Annotated in this window: 16 protein-coding genes; 5 read left to right on the top strand and 11 right to left on the bottom strand. The window is 39.2% G+C overall.

The features are described from left to right. The first annotated feature begins 470 nt into the window (after nucleotides 1–470). Both JN11_RS00260 and JN11_RS00255 read left to right on the top strand, forming a co-directional pair. Nucleotides 471–2,246 carry a DUF885 domain-containing protein gene (locus JN11_RS00260; RefSeq protein ID WP_246138917.1) on the top strand — a complete coding sequence of 592 codons (1,776 nt, stop codon included), beginning with the start codon at nucleotides 471–473 and terminating at the stop codon, nucleotides 2,244–2,246. An 871-nt stretch (nucleotides 2,247–3,117) separates the two neighbouring features. Next, a complete protein-coding gene (locus tag JN11_RS00255; RefSeq protein ID WP_144908491.1) occupies nucleotides 3,118–4,038 on the top strand; it encodes a DUF6263 family protein in 921 nt (306 codons plus the stop codon). A 47-nt stretch (nucleotides 4,039–4,085) separates the two neighbouring features. On the opposite strand, the gene JN11_RS00250 is transcribed toward JN11_RS00255, so the two are convergent. Continuing rightward, nucleotides 4,086–4,391 (bottom strand): YXWGXW repeat-containing protein, encoded by a 306-nt coding sequence (locus JN11_RS00250; RefSeq protein ID WP_144908489.1) that lies wholly within the window; start codon nucleotides 4,389–4,391, stop codon nucleotides 4,086–4,088. A 201-nt stretch (nucleotides 4,392–4,592) separates the two neighbouring features. On the opposite strand from JN11_RS00250, the gene ligA reads away from it, so the two are divergent. The 3 genes from ligA (at nucleotide 4,593) to dapA (ending at nucleotide 10,178) form a co-directional block, all read left to right on the top strand. Continuing rightward, complete coding sequence (gene ligA / locus JN11_RS00245; protein ID WP_144908487.1) at nucleotides 4,593–6,611, top strand: NAD-dependent DNA ligase LigA; 2,019 nt, start codon at nucleotides 4,593–4,595, stop codon at nucleotides 6,609–6,611. 122 nt (nucleotides 6,612–6,733) lie between these two features. Further along, nucleotides 6,734–9,172 (top strand): DUF5686 and carboxypeptidase regulatory-like domain-containing protein, encoded by a 2,439-nt coding sequence (locus tag JN11_RS00240; protein ID WP_144908486.1) that lies wholly within the window; start codon nucleotides 6,734–6,736, stop codon nucleotides 9,170–9,172. Nucleotides 9,173–9,299: 127 nt separating this feature from the next. Beyond that, complete coding sequence (gene dapA, locus JN11_RS00235; protein WP_144908484.1) at nucleotides 9,300–10,178, top strand: 4-hydroxy-tetrahydrodipicolinate synthase; 879 nt, start codon at nucleotides 9,300–9,302, stop codon at nucleotides 10,176–10,178. 97 nt (nucleotides 10,179–10,275) lie between these two features. Here the strand turns inward: dapA and JN11_RS00230 are convergent, their stop codons facing one another. From JN11_RS00230 to murD, 10 genes are all read right to left on the bottom strand, one after another. Beyond that, the gene (locus JN11_RS00230; RefSeq protein WP_144908482.1) at nucleotides 10,276–10,452 is read right to left on the bottom strand and encodes a histone H1; all 177 of its coding nucleotides are present in this window, start codon (nucleotides 10,450–10,452) and stop codon (nucleotides 10,276–10,278) included. A 340-nt stretch (nucleotides 10,453–10,792) separates the two neighbouring features. Next, on the bottom strand, nucleotides 10,793–12,208 hold the full coding sequence (locus JN11_RS00225) for a glycoside hydrolase family 125 protein (RefSeq protein ID WP_144908480.1): 1,416 nt from the start codon (nucleotides 12,206–12,208) through the stop codon (nucleotides 10,793–10,795). Between the two features lie 99 nt (nucleotides 12,209–12,307). Further along, the gene (locus tag JN11_RS00220) at nucleotides 12,308–13,552 is read right to left on the bottom strand and encodes an aminotransferase class I/II-fold pyridoxal phosphate-dependent enzyme (RefSeq protein WP_144908479.1); all 1,245 of its coding nucleotides are present in this window, start codon (nucleotides 13,550–13,552) and stop codon (nucleotides 12,308–12,310) included. 229 nt (nucleotides 13,553–13,781) lie between these two features. Then, on the bottom strand, nucleotides 13,782–15,383 hold the full coding sequence (gene ftsZ, locus JN11_RS00215; protein WP_144908477.1) for a cell division protein FtsZ: 1,602 nt from the start codon (nucleotides 15,381–15,383) through the stop codon (nucleotides 13,782–13,784). 275 nt (nucleotides 15,384–15,658) lie between these two features. Continuing rightward, complete coding sequence (gene ftsA, locus JN11_RS00210) at nucleotides 15,659–17,002, bottom strand: cell division protein FtsA (RefSeq protein WP_144908476.1); 1,344 nt, start codon at nucleotides 17,000–17,002, stop codon at nucleotides 15,659–15,661. 8 nt (nucleotides 17,003–17,010) lie between these two features. Further along, on the bottom strand, nucleotides 17,011–17,856 hold the full coding sequence (locus JN11_RS00205; RefSeq protein WP_144908474.1) for a cell division protein FtsQ/DivIB: 846 nt from the start codon (nucleotides 17,854–17,856) through the stop codon (nucleotides 17,011–17,013). Next, nucleotides 17,849–19,204 carry a UDP-N-acetylmuramate--L-alanine ligase gene (murC, locus tag JN11_RS00200; protein WP_144908472.1) on the bottom strand — a complete coding sequence of 452 codons (1,356 nt, stop codon included), beginning with the start codon at nucleotides 19,202–19,204 and terminating at the stop codon, nucleotides 17,849–17,851. Before murC ends, JN11_RS00205 begins: the two co-directional genes overlap by 8 nt. A 57-nt stretch (nucleotides 19,205–19,261) precedes the next feature. Continuing rightward, nucleotides 19,262–20,422: an undecaprenyldiphospho-muramoylpentapeptide beta-N-acetylglucosaminyltransferase gene (murG, locus tag JN11_RS00195; RefSeq protein WP_144908471.1), complete on the bottom strand. Its 1,161-nt coding sequence runs from the start codon at nucleotides 20,420–20,422 to the stop codon at nucleotides 19,262–19,264. 73 nt (nucleotides 20,423–20,495) lie between these two features. Beyond that, on the bottom strand, nucleotides 20,496–21,650 hold the full coding sequence (locus JN11_RS00190) for an FtsW/RodA/SpoVE family cell cycle protein (RefSeq protein ID WP_144908469.1): 1,155 nt from the start codon (nucleotides 21,648–21,650) through the stop codon (nucleotides 20,496–20,498). 110 nt (nucleotides 21,651–21,760) lie between these two features. Continuing rightward, the gene (gene murD, locus JN11_RS00185) at nucleotides 21,761–23,104 is read right to left on the bottom strand and encodes a UDP-N-acetylmuramoyl-L-alanine--D-glutamate ligase (protein ID WP_144908467.1); all 1,344 of its coding nucleotides are present in this window, start codon (nucleotides 23,102–23,104) and stop codon (nucleotides 21,761–21,763) included. Nucleotides 23,105–23,122: the final 18 nt, after the last annotated feature.

Raw genomic sequence — 23,122 nt, 5'->3', positions numbered from 1 at the left:
GCTACAAAAACAAACACAAGCCACTTCCCTAGCGTCATCTCTGTAAGAGAGAAAGTGTTTCAAAACTGTTTCACTACTGTTCGCTCCTGAAACGAACACCTGTGAAACACTTTTGAAACAGTAATTCCTCCGCGCGCCTTTGCGAGGAACAGCCTGTGTCGAACTTGTTTCGGGAAAGCAATCTATAAGCTAATGCAGATCAGGGAAGATAGATTTTGTTCAATGACGTAATAAAGTGCTGTCGATTGTCCTCCGTAGAGATCGCTTCGTACCTCGCGATGACGTGTTGGATATTTGTGTTGTTGCGTTCGTTTCAGGAGCGAACACCTCTGAAACGCTTTTGAAACAGCGATCTTATCGCCTTAAACTAAATCTTAATTGTAACAGTTATAATAATGTATCAACATTCTGTTAATTTATTTCAGGTAAATGTTTTAAGTTTATACCTCCATAGTTAAACAATTAGCCCCGTGATCAAAAAACTATTATACACAGCACTTTTAGTTACAACTGCATTTATCGGATGCAAAAAGGATGGCTCAGTAGGCCCCAATGGCGCCAAGGACGATGCTGCATTTACTAACTATGAAAACTCATTTCTGGATGGTTTGTGGAAACTAAATCCCGACTGGGCTACATCTGTTGGGTATCATAAATATGATAGTTTACTTTTTGTACCTGATGATAAGCAAAGGGATAAAATAGTTACTTATGCAAAGGTACAACTCGACTCATTAAGCAGGTTTGACCCTACCATATTGAGCGAAGCAAATAAAATTGATTACCACCTGATGCAAAATCAAATGGAATCAATCGAATGGACCAACCAATCGTTAAAAGCCTATGAATGGGATCCATCTCAATACAATGTAATTGGCACATTTGCGTATATACTTAATGAACATTACGAACCATTGGCAAAGCGCCTGCGTAATTTCTATCAAAAAATGGCCAATATTCCGGCTTATTACAAAGAAGCAGAGAAGCAGGTTAAAAATCCGGTTGTTGAATTAACCAACCTGGCCATTGAACAGCATTTGGGTGGAGTTAGTGTAATAGAAAAAGACTTTGCCGATTCATTAAAAAAGACCAATATCCCACAAGCTGAACAAAAACAAATGCTGGAAAGGGCACGATTGTCTGCCGAGGCTATAAAGGGCTATGCCGAATGGTTAAAGGCATTAAAGAATGATCATCCAAGAAGTTTCAGGCTGGGTAAAGAACTGTATGAAGACAAATTCAAATTTAATATCCAGTCGGCACAAACAGCGCAGCAAATTTATAATGCTGCTGTTGAACGTAAAAAATATGTCCATCATGCTATGGCACAAATCAGTAAAAAGCTTTGGCCAAAATATTTTGGAACAAAGCCAATGCCTGCTGATTCGTTAGATTTAATTGCACAGGTAATTGATACCCTTTCGTCCAAACACGTAGCTCCTGACGAGTTTCAATCAGCCATACAGAATCTGATTCCTAAATTAACTTCTTTTGTAACCAATAAAGATCTGTTGACTATGGATCCAACCAAACCATTGGTTGTACGTAAAGAACCTGGATATATGGCTGGTGTAGCCGGAGCATCAATGAGCTCGCCTGGCCCATATGACAAGGATGGCAACTCTTACTTTAATGTGGGCAGCCTTGCCGGGTGGCCTGCAGAAAAAGCCGAAAGCTATTTGCGCGAATACAACCAATACACGTTGCAGATACTTTGTATTCATGAAGCTATCCCGGGTCACTATGTTCAATTAATTTATGCTAATAAAGCACCAAGCTTAATTAAGTCCATTTTTGGAAATGGTGCCATGATTGAAGGATGGGCAGTTTATAGCGAAGAAATGATGCTGGATAATGGCTATGATAGCGATAGCCCGGAAATAAGACTGATGTGGTATAAATGGCATTTACGTTCTGTTTGTAATACTATTCTGGATTATGGCGTTCATACTCAAAATATGCAAAAACAAGATGCTTTAAAGTTACTTACCCACGAAGCTTTTCAGCAACAGGCAGAAGCTGAGGGTAAATGGAAGCGGGTAAGTGTTACCAGCGTACAATTGGACAGCTATTTTACAGGCTATAAAGAAATAACAAATCTGCGCGAAGAGTATAAGAAAAAGATGGGCGATAAATATAAATTGAAGGATTTCAATGAGAAATTTTTAAGCTATGGCAGCGCCCCTGTTAAATTGATTAAAGATGCCATGTTAGCAAAAGAAAAGGATAGCAGTACGGGTCATTAAATCAGCTAAAAGCTTTATAAATTCAATTGCCGGGCAATTAATTTCCCAATACGGGCATAATTGGCCGGCAATTTGCTATCAGGTTTCTTCATAATAAAAAGTTAACAGTAAAAAAGCTGACAAAAAAGCGCATAAACCGACAGGAAACTTTTAATTATAGCGAAAATAACACTAGCAATTAAGTTTACGTATTGCCTTTAAAATTCAGTTAAAGAAAACTCAGTTTTATTGTCCACAAAACAGGGCATAACTTTGCGCAATTCGGGCAAATATTTACACATAAAACACTCAATTTTAATCACTTAAAACCCTAAATAAAGCTATATATTTAGAATAGAGAATAAAGACCTGTTTTTTCAGAACGGGGTATGATTTTTGTACTAAATTCCATGTTATTATTTCACTCTCAAATTAGTATTATCATGAGTTTATTAGCTATCGTTGGTATCTTAATTCAGGCAATCCCTGTATTCTTTATCATTAAGACAAGTATTTCTATGATTAAGCGTAAAAGACTTTCTTAAATAAGAAAACGTCTGATATTACCTTTTCATTTATGAAAAAGTATTGCTCTTGTGTTTTACGCAAGAGCATTTTTTTTGGAATGTAACCTATCACAAAAAATTACGTAAAAGCAGGTGAGTGAAAAATTAATGATAATGCTAATTTGAGTAGTAGCCGGGGTTGAGAGCCTGGCTATTCTCATTTTATAACGCCTCGAAAACATCACTCCAATCAACTAATACCCTGGCATTTCAGGCCTCCCTTCTTAATCCTAAATTAAATAACAGCATTATTCATCAGCCTTTAAATTTGATGATTCGTTAAATCTTATACTTTACATATCTTTAAAGCGATTAACATTTCCCCAATGAAATACTCTTATATCCTGTTTTTATTATTTATTACCATTAGTACCTCAATTGCCCAAAAAGTAAAGCCTGCACTTAATTTAAAAAAAGGCAATACCTATTATATGATAAGCAGTGCTAATTCTGCTATAGTACAAACTTTAAACAGCGAAGAAAATACGTTAAACCTGACTTTTACATTCAAAATGGCTTTTAAAGTAATTGATATAAAAGATACTGTTTACAATATGGAAGTAAGCTATCAGTCTATTGATATGAAAATACAAACCGGTGGAAAGTCTATCGAATTGAATTCCCTGAAACCCGACTCATTGGATATCCCGTCATCTTTTATGGCAGCAATGATGAACAAACCATTTAACATTACCCTTACCAAAAGAGGTAAAGTACAATCTGTTGATAACATTGAAAAAATAATAAACTCGGTATTTGATGAATTTCCCAAAATTGACCAAACAAAAAAAGAGCAGCTTAAAAAACAGTTTATGCAATCTTTCGGTGCCGATGCCTTCAGGGGAAGCCTGGAAATGGGGACAGCCATTTTTCCGTCGGGGGCTGTAAGTAAAGATGAGAAATGGACCATTCACACCAACATGGAAGCACCAACAAAAGCTGACGTGCAAACGGTTTATCAGCTAACTGATATTACACCTGATTTTTATCTGATTCATGGGGATGGAACATTAGCGACGGATAAAAACGCAAAACCGGGAGAGATAAACGGGATGCCAATGAAATATGATCTGAATGGCTCATTACTAACCGATATAAAAGTAAACAGGAATACCGGTTGGATTAGCGAAGTAAAATTAAAGCAGATAATGAAAGGAAGTATTGAGATACAAGATAACCCTCAGCTACCAGGGGGAATGACCATACCGATGACCTTTAATACGGATATTATTACTACTGATAAGTAAACAAAAAGCCACCAGTAAAACTACCGGAGGCTTTTCTCTTTTTATAATTATCTCCAATGTCCCGGTATCCATACATAACCACCACGACGACCTCTCCAGTGGCCTGCAATCCATATAGCACGAGGATGAGGAGGCAATGCCCAATAACCGGCATGATAAACATAGCTGCCTCTACCCGGTGTCCACTCTTCTGCAACCCAAACATGGTTTGGTGATGGCCTGTAAGGCCTTGCTACAACAACCCCAGCCGGACGACCCAAACGCGCTCTAACTACAATTTCCTGAGCTTTGCTTTTTAATGCAAATACTGAGCAAATTGATAACAACATTAAAATTCTGCTTAACTTTTTCATAATTGTATTAGTGTTTGTTTTGTTATTAAGATAAAAAAAAGGCAGGCGGGTTTAATGCAACTTACAATTTCCTTACATCACACTAAAAATCAATCAATTACATTCACAAACAATTCAGCCCATATTTAATTCATCATATCAATTATTACCAAACTATCCCAGGGTTATTATAGTATTTTATAAAATCCTTATCTTCGCTGTATGTCACCTGCCGAAGCAAAAAACCGGATTGAATCCCTTTCATCAGAATTAAAACAGCATAATTACAACTATTATGTACTGGCTATGCCTACTATAGCCGATTTTGATTTTGATAAAAAACTGGAAGAGTTAATTGCCCTTGAAAAGCAGTTCCCTGAATTTGCTGATCCTGATTCGCCGACACAAAAAGTAGGCGGCTTTATTACCAAAGAGTTTGTTACCGTAAGGCATAAATGGCCCATGCTTTCATTAGGCAATACCTATAATGAGCAGGAACTGCTTGATTTTGACCAACGCATCCGCAAGGCCATTGGCGATAATTTTGAATATGTGTGCGAGCTTAAGTTTGACGGACTTTCCATGAGCTTAACTTATGAAGGTGGCAAACTGGTGCGGGCTGTAACCCGTGGCGATGGTATTCAGGGCGACGACGTAACCACCAATGTGCGCACCATCAACACCATACCCAAACGTTTACAAGCGGGTAACTATCCTGATCATTTTGAAATACGCGGTGAAGTATTCATGCACCTTAAGGCCTTTGAGCGCCTTAATGCTGAACGTATTGAAAATGGGGAGCCACCTTATGCCAATCCGCGTAATTTTGCCTCAGGCACCATTAAAATGCAGGATTCGGGCGAAGTTGCCAAGCGTCCGTTGGATTGCTTCCTTTATTTTCTTTATACCGATAAGCTTTTATTTAAAACACATTGGGAAAGCCTGCAGGCCGTAAAAGAATGGGGCTTTCATATCAATGAGCATAGCCGCCTTTGTAATGATATTAACGGGGTCTTTGAATTTATTAAGCAATGGGATAAAAAACGCTTTGATCTGAGCTATGATATTGATGGTATAGTTATAAAAGTAAACAGCTATGCTCAGCAACAAGAGTTGGGTTTTACAGCCAAATCACCAAGGTGGGCCATTGCTTATAAATATAAAGCCGAGCAGGCCGAAACCGAATTACTTAACGTAAGCTATCAGGTGGGCCGTACAGGAGCTGTAACTCCTGTGGCCAATTTACAACCAGTGCAATTGGCCGGTACTACCGTAAAAAGGGCCACCCTGCACAATGCAGATGAAATAGAAAAACGCCTTAAGTTACATGAAGGAGACTGGGTATATGTTGAAAAAGGCGGTGAAATTATTCCTAAAATAATCAGCGTTAACTTAGCCAAGCGCAAGCCCGGAGCCCAACCTATATTTTACCGTACCACCTGCCCAGCCTGCGGAACCACCTTAGAGCGTAAAGAAGGCGAAGCTGCCTTTTATTGCCCTAATGAAGATGGCTGCCCGCCGCAAATTGTGGGCAAAATGCAGCATTTTATTAACCGTAAAGCCATGAATATTGATGGCTTGGGCGATGAAACGATAGAAACGCTATATCAAAAAGAGTTTATCCATCGCATCAGTGATATTTATGATTTGCACTTACATGGTGATGAGTTAAAGAAATTAGGCCGTTTTGGCGAAAAATCCATCAATAACATGCTGGATGGCATCGAAAAATCAAAGCAAATGCCTTTTGATAAGGTATTGTTTGGTTTGGGCATCCGGTATGTAGGCGCAACAGTAGCTAAAAAGTTGGCAGTACATTTTAAAAACATTGATAACCTAGCTGATGCCAGCCTGGAAGAGTTGGTTACCGCAGAAGAAATAGGCGAACGTATAGCCTACAGTATAACCACATACTTTGCCGATGAGCAACATAAAGCTGAAATTGAAAAGCTAAAAGCACAGGGGCTGCAGTTTGAGATGGAGGAAAAAGAAGTAACTCTTGCCAGTGAAAGTCTTAGTGGTAAAACCTTTATTATATCAGGCGTATTTGAAAAATACTCGAGGGACGAACTAAAGGACATTATTGAGCAAAACGGAGGTAAAATAGTAAGCAGCATTTCGGCCAAATTGAATTACCTGGTAGCTGGCGATAATATGGGTCCTGCCAAACTGGAAAAAGCCCAGAAACTAAGTATTCCGATTATTAGTGACGAAGAATTGCTAACAATGATAGGTACTTAATTTACTGAGGAAGCACCAAAAGTATCTGATGGTTAATTGTATTGCGCACTTTAACAATAATTAACGTAAAGCTGCTGTAACTTTCAACAAATAAAATTCATCTTAGCATAAACACCTGCTAAATGAAATTTACTTTACCTTTTATACTATTACTCTTTATCAGTATTGGCGCATTTTCGCAACAAGTTATTCTCAGCGGAAAGATAACTGATGATCAAAACAAAGCTATTCCGTTTGCCAGTGTTTATATTAAAAACACAACCAAAGGCACATCAGCAAACAGTGATGGTGAATATACTTTGCAGATAAAACCAGGCACATACGAAGTTCAATATAAAGCAGTTGGCTATGGGCAGCAAAGCAGAAAGTTGAACATCAATGCCAATCAATCGGTTAATGTTACACTGAAGGCAGAGTCCTATCAGTTAAATGATGTTGTTGTAAAAGGTGGCGGCGAAGATCCGGCTTATGCCATTATCCGCAAGGCTATTAAAAAACGAAAAGCTCATTTAAACGAGGTTGATGCCTACACCTGCGAGGTATACATTAAGGGATTACAAAAACTACTAGCTGCTCCTAAAAAATTCATGGGTTTTGATGTTCAGAAAGCAGCACGCGAAAACGGATTGGACTCCAACAGGAAAGGGATAATATATTTATCAGAATCTGAATCAAAATATAGTTTTAAACGGCCTAATAATGTGCATGAAGAACTCATTTCATCTAAAGTATCCGGTAATAACCGGGCATTCAGTTACAACAGGGCTTCGGATGTAAAAGTTGATTTTTATGAGAATTTCCAAAACTGGGGTGGCCTGAGCAACAGGCCCGTAATATCACCTATTGCTGATAACGCCTTGTTTTATTACAACTACAAATACATTGGTTTTTCGGTTGAAAATGGTGAAACCATCGACAAAATAAAAGTCATCCCTAAACGAAGCTATGATGCTTGTTTCCAGGGCTATATTTACATTCTGGAAGATAGCTGGCGCATTTACGGGTTCGATCTTTTCATCACCAAAAAACAGAACATCAACTTTGTAGACACCCTTAGGGTAAATGAACAATTTTTCCCGGTTAGTCAAAAAGTGTGGATGCCATCATCAGTAAAGTTTGAATTTACCGGGGGATTATTTGGATTTAAAATTGGCGGATATTTTATTTCTATCTATAAAGATTATGACCTTAACCCGGTTTTTACTAAAAATGAATTTACGGAAGTATTGCGCATCACTAAAGGCGTTAATAAAAAAGATTCTGCTTTTTGGGAACAAGAAAGACCCATCCCATTAACCGAAGAAGAAAAAACAGACTACCAAAAGAAAGCTATACTAGCCCAAAAACGTGAATCAAAACCATATCTTGATTCGCTTGATAAGGTAAATAATAAGTTTCTGTTAGGTGGTTATCAGCATACAAACAGGTATGATCATGAATATTATAACCTCAACCCACTTTTAACCTCCATAAAATTCAACACGGTTGAAGGGTTTAGCCTCAATTACGGGGCTTCGTACCGCAAACGGGTTGATACCGTAAATAACCGTTACCTCACTATTGGCGCCAAGTTAGGTTATGGATTTTCGGATCATAAATTTAAGGGCGTGGTGAATACCAGTATACCTGTTGGTTCATTTACACTTGGATTTAATGGCGGATCAGACATCGTTGATCTGAATAATACCAACCCGGTTTCTCCGTTTATCAACACACTTTATAGTTTGTTTGAAAAGCAGAACTATGAAAAACTATATCAAAAACAATTCCTATCAGCATCAGTAAACAAACGTATTACTGGTGGCTGGATTGCCACAGCAGGTGCAGAATGGGCAGATAGAAAGTGGCTCCCAAATTCATCAGCCTATAGTTTTTTTGACCCGGCGAACCGGAGTTATACTTCTAATAACCCGCTGCTGCCTAATCAGGATGCCCCCTTATTCCAGGAAAACCAATCGTTCAAGATCACCTTCCGTACCACTTATGATTTCAGCGATAAATACGAGACTTATCCCAACGGGAAAAGGTATTTACCATCGCCATACCCAACAGTAGGTTTTAATTACGATAAAGGGATCAGCAACTTTTTAGGGTCTGACGTAAATTACGATCAGATATCAGCCGATATATCTAAATCAGATATCAGCATGGGCGTATTTGGAAGCACATCCTTTTATATTGCGGCAGGCAAATTCTTGAATAACAGCAGTATTTTTTATCCTGATTATAAACAATTTGCAGGCAACGAGGTATTATTTTACAAAAGCGGAATTGATAGTTTTTTACTGTTGAATTATTACAACTTCAGTACTTACACACAATATATTGAAGGGCACCTGGAGCATAATTTTTCGGGCTTTATATTGAATAAGATCCCCTTGATACGAAAGCTGAAACTACAGGAAATTGTTGATGTAAATTACCTGAGCACTCCTACCATAAAAAATTATACCGAGTTAGGTTTCGGACTGCAATACTTAAATTTCAGAATAATGTATGGCACTTCCTTTAACGGCAACAGTAATATAAAGTCGGCCATCAGGCTTGGGGTGAGTTTTTGATTAGTTGATTGTTCATAGTTCATAGACGAAATTAAGATTAATCAATATTACAAACAGACAAATTACTGTACTGCTATGAACCATGATCTATGAACTATTACTATATTAGCATCTTTTTATAATAAAGATGAATAAATTTTATGGAACTGGGATAGCAATGGTTACCCCTTTTCAAGCTGACGGAAAGATTGACTACGAAGGATTAGAAAAACTGATCAATCACTTAATTGCAGGTGGCGTTGAATACCTTGTATCATTGGGTACAACAGGTGAAAGTGCCACCTTAAGCAGTGAAGAACGAAAGCAGGTTTTTGCGTTCACATCTAAAATAGTTAAAGGTCGTGTGGCACTGATTGCGGGTATTGGAGGTAATAATACTGCAGAAGTGGTTGAAACCATAAAACAATTTGATATTACAGGTTATGATGCCATACTATCGGCAAGTCCTAACTATACCAAACCAACGCAGGAAGGTATTTATCAGCATTATAAAGCTATCGCAGAGGCCACTCCCCTGCCTGTAATTTTATATAATGTACCCAGTCGTACAGGCAGCAATGTAAACGCTGATACCGTTACCAGACTGGCTAATGATTTTAAAAATATCATCGGTATAAAAGAAGCATCAGGCAATTTTGACCAGATCAACCAGATTATGCGCGATAAGCCTGAGGGTTTTTTAATGATATCAGGCGATGACCCTGTAACCTTGCCCATGATGGCTTTAGGCGCAGTAGGTGTAATTTCGGTAGTTGGAAATGCTTTACCACGCCAAACATCAGACCTGGTAAGACTTTGCCTTGCAGGCGATTTCAAAGCCGCTCAAAAACCACACTCCGCATTAATTGATTTTACCCGGTTAATGTTTGTGGAAGGCAGTCCGGCTGGTGTAAAAACAGCCTTAAAGCATTTAAATATATGCGGAGATACTGTTCGCTTAGCATTAGTTCAGGTAAGCAGCGGAATAGCGCAACGCATCATACAGGAAACGGATAAGCTATCTTAATAAGACACACAAATCCGGCATACTAAAAAAGCCCTTCAGCAAAATACTGCGAAGGGCTTTTTCTTGTAATAAAGTAAAGATTTTCTTTTCCTTATGATTACTCTTTGTTTTTAGCGTCTTGCACTTCCAAACGAATTGCCTGAGCTAAATTTTTAAGATCTTGCATTCCTTTACGAACACGGGTACCAGCAGCGCTGTTACCTTTGTTGTAAAACTTGTCAGCATCTGCTTCCAAAGAAGCTACTAGTTCTTTTACTTCAGTAAATTTTTTCATTTCAGTTACTCCTTTTAAAATTGAGGTTTATTGTTTTATAGAGCTAATCTAAACTGTTTTTTCTAAAATAAAAACTTTTGATGCATAAAAAATAATGCCTTAAAAAGGGTTTTTTTCCACATTTTAGACCCATTATGCCTATGATATACATATTAAATAAACATAAACAATAATATATTTAATATTAATATTAATACAAAAAAACAAATACTTGAGCTATTTACACATAAATAAATCTATAATTAAAAAAAACGAAACTAATTCGCAAAAAAACATTAATACTTAATTAATTGTATTATTTAAGGTTATCAATAGACAAAATTATATAGGGCGTTTTTTTTTACAATATTTCAGGATAATACTTATGAATTTTAATTATTAATTCGCCAAATAAGGTATTAGCCCACGCAAACCATTTGCGTGTAAAGTCGGAAGCATCGTCTTTATTAAAAGATTCGTGCATAAAACCTGTATTTGCGTGTGTATTTTTAAGCCATCCGATACATTTCACAATCTCAGCTTTATCAGTTGATGTTAATGCACGCATAATAATACTCATAGGCCATATATAATTCATCCCAACATGCGGGCCACCAATTCCTTCAGCAGCTTTACCTTTAAAAAAGTAAGGATTATCTAAACTCAAAACCATCTTCCTTGTATTTTGATAAATCTGATCGTGCTCAGATAATGTCCCTAAATAAGGCATAGCCAGTAAGCTTGGCACATTGGCATCATCCATAAACAACTGGTTACCATATCCATCAACCTCATAAGCCAATACTTTACCATAAACGGGGTGCTGTGCAGTAGCGTATTTTTGAAGTGCTGTTTCAACTTCAGTTGCTAAAGCCTCACATTCAGTAGCGGTATCGGTATCTTTACCAATAGTGCGATACATTTCAGCCATTTGTTTAAGGCTGGTAACCGCAAAATAATTGGAAGGAATTAAAAAGGGATAAATAGTAGCATCATCCGAAGGTCTGAAAATAGAACAAATTAAGCCAACCGGCTTAATAGGATTGCCATAACCTTTATTAGGCGCCGTATCACTTGCTACCTCAGTTCTGCGTTGAAAATGATAAGGACCTTGTCCATTTTTGCGTTGCTGTTCTTTAAATGTGGCAACTATTACTTTACCTGCCTTTTGCCAGTTCTCATCAAAAAAACTACTGTCGCCACTTATTTTCCAATAGTTGTAAGCCAGTCTTACCGGGTAACAAAGTGAATCAATTTCCCATTTACGTTCGTGCAGTTCAGGTTTCATATCTGTACGGTCGCTATCCCACTCGCTGCCTGTAGGGCCCTCATTAAAGGCATTGGCATAAGGGTCAATTAAAATACATTTGCTTTGGCGGTTAATTACTCCCCGTATCAAATCTTTAAGTGCTGCATCATCCTTTATAAAAGGCAGATAGGGCCAAACTTGTGCCGATGAATCGCGCATCCACATGGCGTTAATATCCCCGGTAATTACAAACGTATCTGGTTGGCCATTTTTAACCGAATAATTAACTGTAGTATCCAAAGTATTTGGGTAACAGTTTTCAAATAACCAGGCTAGCTCAGGATCTTTAATGGCAGCCTTAATGCGTTGAATGGCAGCCTCAACAGCTTTACTGGTAAATTTGCGATTGGCTAAAGGTGGCCGGTTACTTTCAAAGGCCATTCCTGTAAACCAGGCTGGCCTTAAACCTAAACCCAAACCAGCGGTTGTTACACCATTAATTTTTATAAAATCACGTCGTGAAAGCATATATGGTAAATTGGTAGGGCGTAAAAATAAAAAAGCCTTCCGGATTACCGAAAGGCTTCTGCATTAATATTTAAAAACTGGATGTATACAGATCGCCAGTTAAGCAATCACCAGTTTGTTTTCTTTGTAGTATCCGGCCTTTAGCTTCTCAGCCATTTCGCTGTAAGCATCAAGGGTACGTTGTACGTCTTCCAAGCTATGTGCAGCAGTAGGTATTAAACGCAACAATATCAACCCTTTAGGAATAACAGGATAAATTACTATGGAGCAAAATATACCATAGTTTTCCCGAAAATCGCGGGTTAGTGCAGTAGCTTCAGATAAGTCACCCTCTAGAAATACTGGGGTAACCATAGTATTGGTAACACCCAAGTTAAAGCCGCGTTCTTTTAAACCTTTTTGAAGTGTGTTGGAGATTTCCCAAAGTTTAGCACGTAATTCAGGTTTTGATTTAAGCAACTCGAAACGTTTCTTTAAACCTAACACCATTGGCATTGGTAATGCTTTGGCAAATATTTGTGAGCGCATGTTATAGCGCAGGTAATCAACAATTTCTTTATTGGCAGCCACAAATGCACCTATACCAGCCATTGATTTGGCAAAGGTTGCGAAGTATACATCCGTGCCTTCAATACAACCCTGTGCTTCATGCGTTCCAGCTCCGGTTTCGCCCATGGTACCAAAACCATGCGCATCATCAACCAAAATACGAAAATTGAATTTCTTTTTAAGGTCGATAATTTCTTTCAGTTTACCTTGTGCTCCCGACATGCCGAAAACACCTTCAGTGATCAATAAGATACCGCCTCCGCTTTGTTCTGTTAATTTGGTAGCACGCTCCAATTGTTTCTCACAGCTTTCAATATCATTATGCTGATAAACAAAACGCTTACCCATATGCATACGCAAGCCATCAATGATACAAGCATGCGATTCAGCATCGTATACAATTACATCATTACGATCAACCAACGTATCAATAATTGACACCATACCCTGATAACCGTAGTTTAGCAAAAAAGCATCTTCCTTGCCTACAAAAGCAGCAAGGTCTGTTTCTAGCTCCTCGTGATGCCTGGAATTCCCTGACATCATGCGTGCTCCCATTGGATATGCCATTCCGAAATCAGCTGCTGCCTGCGCATCAGCTGCCCTAACTTCAGGATGATTTGCCAAACCTAAATAGTTATTAAGGCTCCAAACTAAATGCTCTTTGCCATTAAATTGCATATGTGGGCCGATCTCGCCTTCAAGCTTTGGATATGAGAAATACCCATGCGACCACTTTTGGTGCTGCCCCAAGGGCCCACCCATGCTTTTCGATATTTTATCAAATATATCCAAAATGGTATCCTATTAAATTTAAACACACAAATATAGCCCAAATAACGATTAAAGACAATCGTTATTACTTTTTATAATAGGCTATAATGGAGATTTGAGATGTTAGATATGAGACGTGAGATATTTTTTCTTAAATAAAAATGACCTGATATAAATTGAGACAAACAGATTCAACATATTTATTGGCTGTTTGTCTCAATTCTCATATCTAATATCTCAAGTCTAAAAATTAGTCTACATTATCGTGCAGGAAGGAATTATTATTGCGGATGCCGGTATTACCTTCATCATCAGGCAATAAAGAAAACCTTGATATCTGGCTTTCATTTGATGCCGGGGTTTGTTGTAATGCAATTTCCTTACGTTTATAAGCCGGCACACTTTCCAGTTCCTGAATATTTCCGTTACGCAACTTCATGCTCAGGTCTTTTAACCTCATAATACGCTCGCGCGATTTGCGTAATTGCTCTTCTATTGATTCGTCTGTTTTATTATCATCAGCACCAACGGTTATTTCTGGCTCTTTAACCGGCTCTGGTACTTTTTGCTCCCTTACAGGCAAGTCATAACTAACAACCGGCTCGCTCAGCTTAAAGGTCATTTCGGGCATATCTGCTACTTCCGATTCATTCGCAACAGGCTCTTCAGCCATTAAATCGTGTTTAATAACAGTTGGTTCTTCTGCCTTAGGCGCAGCAAACAAATCGAATAATCCGGTTTGTTTAGGCTCTTCCTTGGGTTTCATGTAAGGCTCGGCCGGGGCATTCGCTTTAACCGGGTTAATAAACTCGTTTACGGGCTTCACCAGTGGCGTATTTTCAGGCATCAGCATAGAAACAATTTTCTTGCTACTTTGCTCTTTTTCACGCTCATCTTTAGTTTGAAATCCTGTAGCAATAATGGTTACTGATATTTTTTCGCCCAGGTTTTCGTCAATACAATTACCCCATATTAAATCGGCTGCCAAACCAGCTTCTTCCTGTATATAATCGGTAATAACGCTTACCTCGTCCATGGTAACTTCCTTACTACCAGAGCTTATATTTAACAGGATATACCTTGCACCCTCAATTTCATTATCTTTTAATAATGGTGATGACAATGCACCTTCCACTGCTTTTAATGCGCGGTTTTCACCATCAGCAGAAGAGCTTCCCATTATGGAAACACCACTGTCTTTCATCACGGTACGCACATCTTTAAAGTCAACGTTGATATAGCCCGGCAGGGTTATAATCTCTGCAATACCCTTGGCTGCTGTGGTTAATATATTATCAGCCTGTGCAAACGCAGAACCTAAGGTTAGGTTACCAAATATCTGGCGCACCCTGTCATTAGAGATCACCAAAAAAGAATCGACATACTTTTTCAGCTCCTCCATTCCTTCTTCGGCTTGCATTTTACGGCGTTTACCTTCAAATGCAAAGGGAGTAGTAATTATGCCTACGGTTAATATATCTAATTCGCGGGCTGCTTTGGCTATTATCGGGCTGGCGCCTGTTCCGGTACCACCGCCCATACCTGCTGTTATAAATAACATTTTGGTATTAGAGCCAAGCATTTGCTTTATATCATCAATATTTTCAATGGCTGAGTTTTTACCCACTTCGGGTATTGAACCGGCTCCCATTCCTTCGGTAAGGCTTGCACCCAGTTGAACTTTGTTTGGGATAGGGCTAAGCTCCAATGCCTGCGCATCGGTGTTACAGATTATAAAATCAACACCGGTAATACCCTGCCTATACATGTGGTTTACGGCATTGCCCCCACCGCCGCCAACACCAATTACTTTGATGATGGAGGACTTTTCTTTTAACATCTCAAACTGCATAATCCTTAATTTAGTATTAAAGTTAATTGCCTTTTAAAGGGCAATAAAGTTATCATAGGTTTGTTTTTATTCTATTTTGACCATTTAAACAATGCTGGTCAGATACATATAATTCATCAGTATTCAGAATTCCCTAATGTAATAATAACATTTTTTCCACAGGGGTTTTCCACATTTGTCAATATGTGGAAAGAATGCCCGATTGTGAATAACTTCACTATTTTTCCACAAAAAAGCTTCAGTTTTGATATATTTTGCAGGCAATAGCATCGTTATTATTTCAAAAAGTCTTCGTCTTTTATATCATCCTTTATAAAGCGTTTACCTGTTTCAACCAGTTTACTTAGCAAGCCAAACTTCTTGTCTTCGCTGTATTTCGGTTTTACAATTTTTACATCTTCCGGTACTGTTAAATGCTCGTTGTATTCAATCTTCTGGATACCTTTTATCAGCAAACCAATACCGGTTGCAAACATTGGGCTCTGCAGCTCTTCATAAATATTTTTTGGCAATACTTCGTTTTTAGCTAAGTGCTCATTAGGGTAACCTACGCGGCAATCTAAGCCAGTAACATACTCTACCAGTTGAGCCAAATGTTTTAACTGTGCGCCACCACCCGTTATCACAATGCCGGCAATTAGTTTTTTCTCGTAGCCTGATGACTTGATTTCATAATACACATGCTCAATGATTTCTTCCATGCGGGCCTGTATTACAAAGGCCAGATTTTTTACCGATATTTCTTTAGGCTCACGACCACGTAAACCGGGAACACAAACAATTTCATTTTCCTTGTTTTCATCAGCCAGAGCCGAGCCGAATCTTACCTTTAGCTGCTCCGCAATATTGCGCATTACTGAACATCCTTCGCGGATATCCTCTGTGATGCTGTTACCGCCAAAAGGAATAACCGCGGTATGACGGATAATGCCTTCATGAAATATAGCCACATCTGTTGTACCACCGCCTATATCAACCAAAACCACACCTGCTTCTTTTTCTTCATCGCTCAAAACAGATTCTGATGATGCTAATGGCTCCAGGATAAGTTCCTGACTTTCCAGCGCTGCTTTATTAACGCATTTTACAATGTTTTTAATGGCGGTGACCTGGCCGGATATTATATGGAAATTAGCTTCAAGCCTTACTCCTGCCATACCAATAGGATCCTTTATACCCGGCTCATTATCAACCGTAAATTCCTGTGGTAAAACATGTATAATTTCCTCGCCCGGTGGCATTACCAGGTTGTACATATCTTCTACCAGTTTATCGATGTCCTTACGTGAAATTTCAGACTGTATATCTTTACGGGTTATTAAACCGCGGTGCTGTAAACTTTTAATGTGCTGCCCCGCAATACCCACATTTACTACCCTGATCTCTACGTTCGACTGCGTACCTGCTACATCAACAGCCTGGCTTATTCCCTGTACTGTTTTATCAATGTTTGAAACCATACCACGGGTTACCCCCGCAGACTCAGCCTTACCGATACCTAATACCTCTATCTTCCCGTTTTTAATCCTCCGCCCTACAATAGCGCATATTTTGGTGGTACCGATGTCCAATCCCACCACAATTGGCGAACTTTTTTCTTGAGTTGAGCTTTTGTCCATATAATGTCTTATTTAGATGTATCCGACTTTGTTGAATCACTAACTGCTGATTTGCTTTTCAGCGAGTCTTGCTTTAATTTATCATTCCTAACCCCTACAACCTGGTTAGCATATTTAATATTTATTATTTTGTAGGTATCCCACCCCACTTTTGGCAATGCCTTTTTATAAAATACCAGCAGGTTATGAAACTTCCTGTCTAACGAATCGGCATCGCCTAATAAAATGCGGTTATTGCCGGCCCTTGGTATCAGTTCAATTTCATGATCTTTATTAATGTAGATCTGTGCAATCTGAGCGGCCCACAAAGAATCCCGCCTGATGTAATCTGCCGTTTTAAACAATTGCTGTGCAATTGCAGTATGCAGCGTATCGACCCTGTTTGCAAAAAGCTCATCAATATATCCGTTGGCCACCAGTACCCTTGCGGTAAAGTTTACTGACAATGGAATTTTTAATCCATGCTGATCAACATAAAAATCCTGATCGATATGATTAATGATGCGCAGAATAGGCTGCCGCTGGCTTATCTCCACATTAATAATCCCATCCATATCTGTATAAACTTTGGCAAACTCAATAAATGGGTTCGCTTTCAGCTTATTTTCAAGCTCATGGATGTTTATTTCTTCCATTTTACGCCCTATTAAAGGCTTGTTATTGATCAATAAAATCCTGTCAACTTCCTGCTTATCAATAAAATACTGACTACCAGGAATATAGACCTTTACATCGGTACAAAGCACTTCTGATTTTTTTACTTCAATAAAACTCATCAACACAATAAGCCCACCCAGGCATATGGTTACTGCAAGTCCTATTAAAATATATCTCAAAAGTGGTTTTTTAAACATGTTGCAATGCTTGTTTTAATGGTTGTACCAATTGGTCAATATCACCTGCCCCAACTGTTAAAAGTAGTTCTGGCTGTTCGTCTCTTACTGTATCAATAGCTTCGTTCTTTGCCAACAGGCGTTTGTTGTTTAACTTCATCCTTTCCAATATCATATCTGAATTCACCCCTTCAATCGGCAGTTCGCGTGCAGGGTAAATGTCCAGTATAATCAGTTCGTCAACCAGGTCAAGTGCTTCGGCAAAGCCATCCACAAAATCGCGGGTGCGGGTATACAGGTGTGGCTGAAAAATAGTGGTTAACTTTTTATCAGGATACAACCTTTTAACCGAACGGATGGCTGCTTTTAATTCTTCGGGATGATGTGCATAATCATCAATAAAAATATGCTGTTCATCTTTCAAAATATACTCGAACCTGCGTTTCACCCCCTTAAATGATCCTAAAGCACTTTTGATAGCTTCAGCAGAAACATTTAATAATAACGATGCCTCAATGGCTGCCACTGCGTTCTCAATATTATGTAAACCGGCAATACCCAGTTTTATATTAGTGATGCTGGTATTGCCATTTTTAAAATCGAAATAAAAGTCGCCATTCTCTATGCGGATGTTTGAAGCAAATGCATCGGCTTCCGTTTCAACTGCGTAGGTAAAGCCTGTTTCCAGTGGCAATCCTTTACGATGGATCAATTTACCACCCGGTTTTATCTGCGAGGCAAAAAGTTTAAATGAGTCCGTTAAATGACTATGATCTCCATAAATATCCAGGTGATCCGCGTCCATCGATGTGATGATAGCAATATCGGGATGCAGTGTAAGGAATGAACGATCATACTCATCGGCCTCAACTACTACAATATTGTTTTTTCCATAAAGCACATTGGTATGATAGTTTGATGAAATACCACCCAAAAATGCCGAGCAATCTTTACCCGAATCTTTAAGAATATGGGCTACCATAGTTGAGGTAGTAGTTTTACCATGCGTGCCTGCCACAGCAACGGTGAACTTTCCTTTACTGATGATACCCAATACCTGCGAACGTTTAAACAACTCAAAGCCAGCGTTTATAAAGAAATTCAGGATAACCGAATTTTTAGGAATGGCCGGGGTATAAATAATTAACGTCTCTTCATCAGGCGTTTTAAAGCTAGATGGGATCCATTCTTCACTATCCGAAAAAATAACCGGGATACCTTCACGGTGCAATTCGCTGGTCAGCTCGGTTGATGTTTTATCATAACCGCATACCACACAACCTAAATGCTGAAAATACCTGGCAAGTCCACTCATCCCAATACCGCCTATGCCAATCAGATAAACCCGTTTTATGTTGCTTAATTCCATTTTTAATTTAAAACACTATTTTTTCGAATACAATATCAATTTTTATATGAGCCTTAATTACCGGCTCTTAGCTAACTTAAATACTTCTTTGGCAATCACTTCATCAGCATCAGGCAGTGCCAGTTTGCCAATATTGTCGCTCAATTTTTTCTGTAAATTTTTATCTTTCAAAAGCTCCAGTGCTTTGTCAACTAAAGTTCCTTCGGCATCACGGTCTGCCACAAAAACAGCAGCGTTTTCCTCAACTAATGCCAATGCATTTTTAGTTTGATGGTCTTCGGCCACATTGGGCGATGGCACCAGTATTACCGGTTTCTTAACCACACACAACTCAGCAATAGTACCTGCGCCTGCGCGCGATACAATCACATCTGCCGCAGCATAGGCAAGGTCCATGCGGTTTAAAAACTCTACGACCTTCACATTGGGATGATAATTTTCACTCAGTTGCTCAATGATGCTTTTATAATAGAATTTGCCTGTTTGCCAGATGATCTGCACATCTGCCTCCAGTATTTTATCTAACCCAGCCATTATGCTGTTATTTAAAGTACGGGCGCCCAAACTGCCGCCTGTTATCAGTATTGTTTTTTTAAAGTTGGATAACGAATACAACTCCAGCGCCTGCATTTGCTTACCTGCAATATCAACCGACTCCTTACGGATGGGATTGCCTGTTTTTATAATGCGGTCTGCCGGGAAAAACTGCTCCATGTTATCAAAAGCAACACATATCTTTTTTGCGTCCTTACCCAGCCATTTGTTGGTGACACCTGCATATGAATTTTGCTCCTGAATCAGGTATGGAATTCCTTTTTTTGAAGCAGCGTACAACAAAGGACCTGAAGCGTAACCGCCAACCCCTACTGCAGCATCCGGTTTAAAATCATTAATAATCTTAACTGCTTTTCTTACACTCAAAAACAGCTTAACCGGGAACATCACATTTTTCCATATGGATTTACGCTGAATGCCCTGAATATCTAAACCAATTATTTTGTATCCAGCAGCAGGAACCTTTTCCATTTCCATGCGGCCGTTGGCACCCACAAATAAAATCTGCGTATCAGGATCAAGCTTTTTTAAAGCATTGGCAATAGCAATAGCCGGGAAGATATGTCCTCCTGTACCGCCGCCGCTAATGATTATACGCTTCGCCCCCCCAACCCCCTGAAGGGGGAGTTTTTGATTGGCGCTTTGGTTATTCCGTGATTCCACTGATTAGTATTTTTTTTATATTTTATCTTACTTCTACTCGTTCAAACATTCCCCCTTCAGGGGGGTTAGGGGGTTATGCAGGTGCTAATTCTGTTATCTCACCAACAATAACTTTCTTAGGTTCTTCAATATCCCTGCTCACTGAAAGGATAATTCCAAATGCCAAACTGGTAAACAATATGGAAGTACCTCCCATACTTACAAACGGCAATGGAATACCCGTTACCGGCCCTAAGCCTACGGCTACCGCCATATTAGCAAATGCCTGTATAGTTAAGCTAAAACTTAAACCGGCTGCCAGTAACGTACCAAATGCTTTTGGCGCCCGGGTGGCTATTTTTATACATCGGTATAACAAAAACACGTAAATACTGATTAATATAATACCGCCAACCAAACCATATTCTTCCACTATAATGGCATAAATCTCATCTGAATATGCCTCAGGTAAACTGTTTATCTCGTCGCTGTTGCCTACTCCTTTACCAAATATGCCGCCCGTGGCTATTGCTATTTTTGCGTGATTGGCCTGCTGCGCCTTATCAGGGTCAGCTTTATCCGGATGCATAAAGGTGTTGATACGCGTCATGTACATGTGCCTGCGCGGACCAAGCATCACCACACAGCCTAACAGAAAAGCACCTGCAAGAATTACCACCGCAATTTGCTTTACGCTGATACGTCCCATAATAAGCAGTAATACACTTACACCAAAAAGCATCAGCGCGGTTGATAAATTTGCCCAGGCTATCAGGATAAAGACCAAACAAACAGCCCCCATAATTGGGATGAATGATTGTTTTACATCTTTTATATTCTCCTGTTTGATAGAAAGCGTACGTGCCAAATAAGTGATCAGCGCAAGCTTTGCCAAATCTGATGTCTGGAAGCTTAAACCAGTACCTGGGATAGCGAGCCACCTGCTGGCCTGGTTTACATGACTACCAAAAAGCAGGGTGTACAATAAAAGTGGCAGGGTAATGATCATTAATAACTTGGATATACCGCGGTAATAACGATAATCAACCTTGTGCGAAATATACATCAGTACAATGCCGGCAACTATCATGGCTACGTGTTTCATTAAAATAGACTCCGCCCCAACGCCACGCTTGTAGGCAAGCGAACCGATGGCACTGTAAACAGCAAGCAATGAAATAAGCGACAACAATATGACGATAAGCCATATCCAGCGGTCTCCTTTTGTGTTACTTAGTATTCTGTCCATTTTAGCCCCCTCTAAATCTCCCCCGGCAGGGGAGACTTTTTTATTTTTATTTTATTTTAATTTCTCTCAAACATTTTAAGCCCTCCCTACCGGGGAGGGTTGGGAGGGGCCTACAATTCCCTTACGGCTTGTTTAAACTGGTTACCCCTGTCTTCGTAATTCTTAAAAAGATCAAAACTGGCACAGGCTGGTGAAAGCAATACCGTATCGCCCTTTTTTGCCAGGTGATAAGATACCTGTACAGCTTCCTCGGCCGAATAGGTATTTACAATTACTTCAACTACATCTTCAAAAGCATCGTGAATGCGTTTATTGTCTTTACCCAGGCAAACTATGGCTCTAACCTTTTGTTTTACCAGATCTTTCAACATAGAATAATCATTTCCTTTATCAACACCACCTAATATGAGGATCACATCGGTGGTCATACTTTCCAAAGCATACCAGGTTGAGTTTACATTGGTAGCTTTTGAATCGTTAATAAAGCTGATGCCGGATATTTTACCTACGGACTCCAACCGGTGCTCAATGTTTTTAAAGTTGCTCATGCTATCCCTGATTGATGGGTTACGCAGTTCGAGAACTTTAGCTGCAATACCTGATGCCATTGAGTTGTAAATGTTGTGTTTACCCTGAAGGGCCAAATCTGTAATAGACATCTGAAAATTTTGTTTGTGAGTGTTAATGACAATATTGTCTTGTTCGAGATACGCTCCCGGTTCAATCTTTTTTTCGATAGAAAATGGCAGCAGCTGTGCTTCGATGCGTCGCCCGGCCATTACTTTAATGGTTTCGGGGTCATCGGCACAATAAATAAAGTAGTCGTTGTTAGTTTGATTTTGAGTTATCCTAAACTTCGACGCTGCGTAATTTTCCATCTTATAATCATACCTGTCCAAATGGTCAGGGGTTATATTCAATAGTATAGCTATGTCCACTTTAAAGCGGTACATATCATCAAGCATAAAACTGCTCAGCTCCAGCACGTACAGATCAAACTTTTCAGTGGCTACCTGATAAGCAAAGCTTTTACCTATGTTACCAGCCAGGCCAACGTTTAATCCTGCATCTTTCAGAATATGGTAGGTTAAACTGGTTGTGGTAGTTTTACCGTTTGAGCCTGTTATGCCTATAATTTTTGCTTCGGTATATCTCCCGGCAAATTCAATTTCTGATATAACCGGAATACCTTTTTCTTTAGTCTTTTTAATAATCGGGGCTTTTTCAGGTATGCCCGGGCTTTTTATCACTTCAATAGCTGTCAATATCTCTTCTTCTGTATGCTGCTTTTCTTCGAAGCGGATGTTCCAATCAATGAGCTGCTGTTTATAGTGATCAGCAATGGCCCCAAAATCCGAAACAAAAACATCATAGCCCTGCTGCTGGGCAAGGAAGGCGGCACCAACACCACTTTCGCCGGCGCCAAGAACAACTATTTTGCTTTTATCAGTCATTTTATACTAAACTCAATT

It is taken from the genome of Mucilaginibacter frigoritolerans (genome assembly GCF_007830615.1).
In the GTDB taxonomy this organism is placed as follows: domain Bacteria; phylum Bacteroidota; class Bacteroidia; order Sphingobacteriales; family Sphingobacteriaceae; genus Mucilaginibacter; species Mucilaginibacter frigoritolerans.
This window is presented reverse-complemented; position numbering and strand designations above follow the sequence as displayed.

Coding starts and splice junctions, on each gene's coding strand:
- JN11_RS00255 (WP_144908491.1), top strand. CDS start 3,118: ATGAAATACTCTTATATCCTGTTTTTATTATTTATTACCATTAGTACC.
- JN11_RS00250 (WP_144908489.1), bottom strand. CDS start 4,391: ATGAAAAAGTTAAGCAGAATTTTAATGTTGTTATCAATTTGCTCAGTA.
- ligA (WP_144908487.1), top strand. CDS start 4,593: ATGTCACCTGCCGAAGCAAAAAACCGGATTGAATCCCTTTCATCAGAA.
- JN11_RS00240 (WP_144908486.1), top strand. CDS start 6,734: ATGAAATTTACTTTACCTTTTATACTATTACTCTTTATCAGTATTGGC.
- dapA (WP_144908484.1), top strand. CDS start 9,300: ATGAATAAATTTTATGGAACTGGGATAGCAATGGTTACCCCTTTTCAA.
- JN11_RS00230 (WP_144908482.1), bottom strand. CDS start 10,452: ATGAAAAAATTTACTGAAGTAAAAGAACTAGTAGCTTCTTTGGAAGCA.
- JN11_RS00225 (WP_144908480.1), bottom strand. CDS start 12,208: ATGCTTTCACGACGTGATTTTATAAAAATTAATGGTGTAACAACCGCT.
- ftsZ (WP_144908477.1), bottom strand. CDS start 15,383: ATGCAGTTTGAGATGTTAAAAGAAAAGTCCTCCATCATCAAAGTAATT.
- ftsA (WP_144908476.1), bottom strand. CDS start 17,002: ATGGACAAAAGCTCAACTCAAGAAAAAAGTTCGCCAATTGTGGTGGGA.
- JN11_RS00205 (WP_144908474.1), bottom strand. CDS start 17,856: ATGTTTAAAAAACCACTTTTGAGATATATTTTAATAGGACTTGCAGTA.
- murC (WP_144908472.1), bottom strand. CDS start 19,204: ATGGAATTAAGCAACATAAAACGGGTTTATCTGATTGGCATAGGCGGT.
- JN11_RS00190 (WP_144908469.1), bottom strand. CDS start 21,650: ATGGACAGAATACTAAGTAACACAAAAGGAGACCGCTGGATATGGCTT.
- murD (WP_144908467.1), bottom strand. CDS start 23,104: ATGACTGATAAAAGCAAAATAGTTGTTCTTGGCGCCGGCGAAAGTGGT.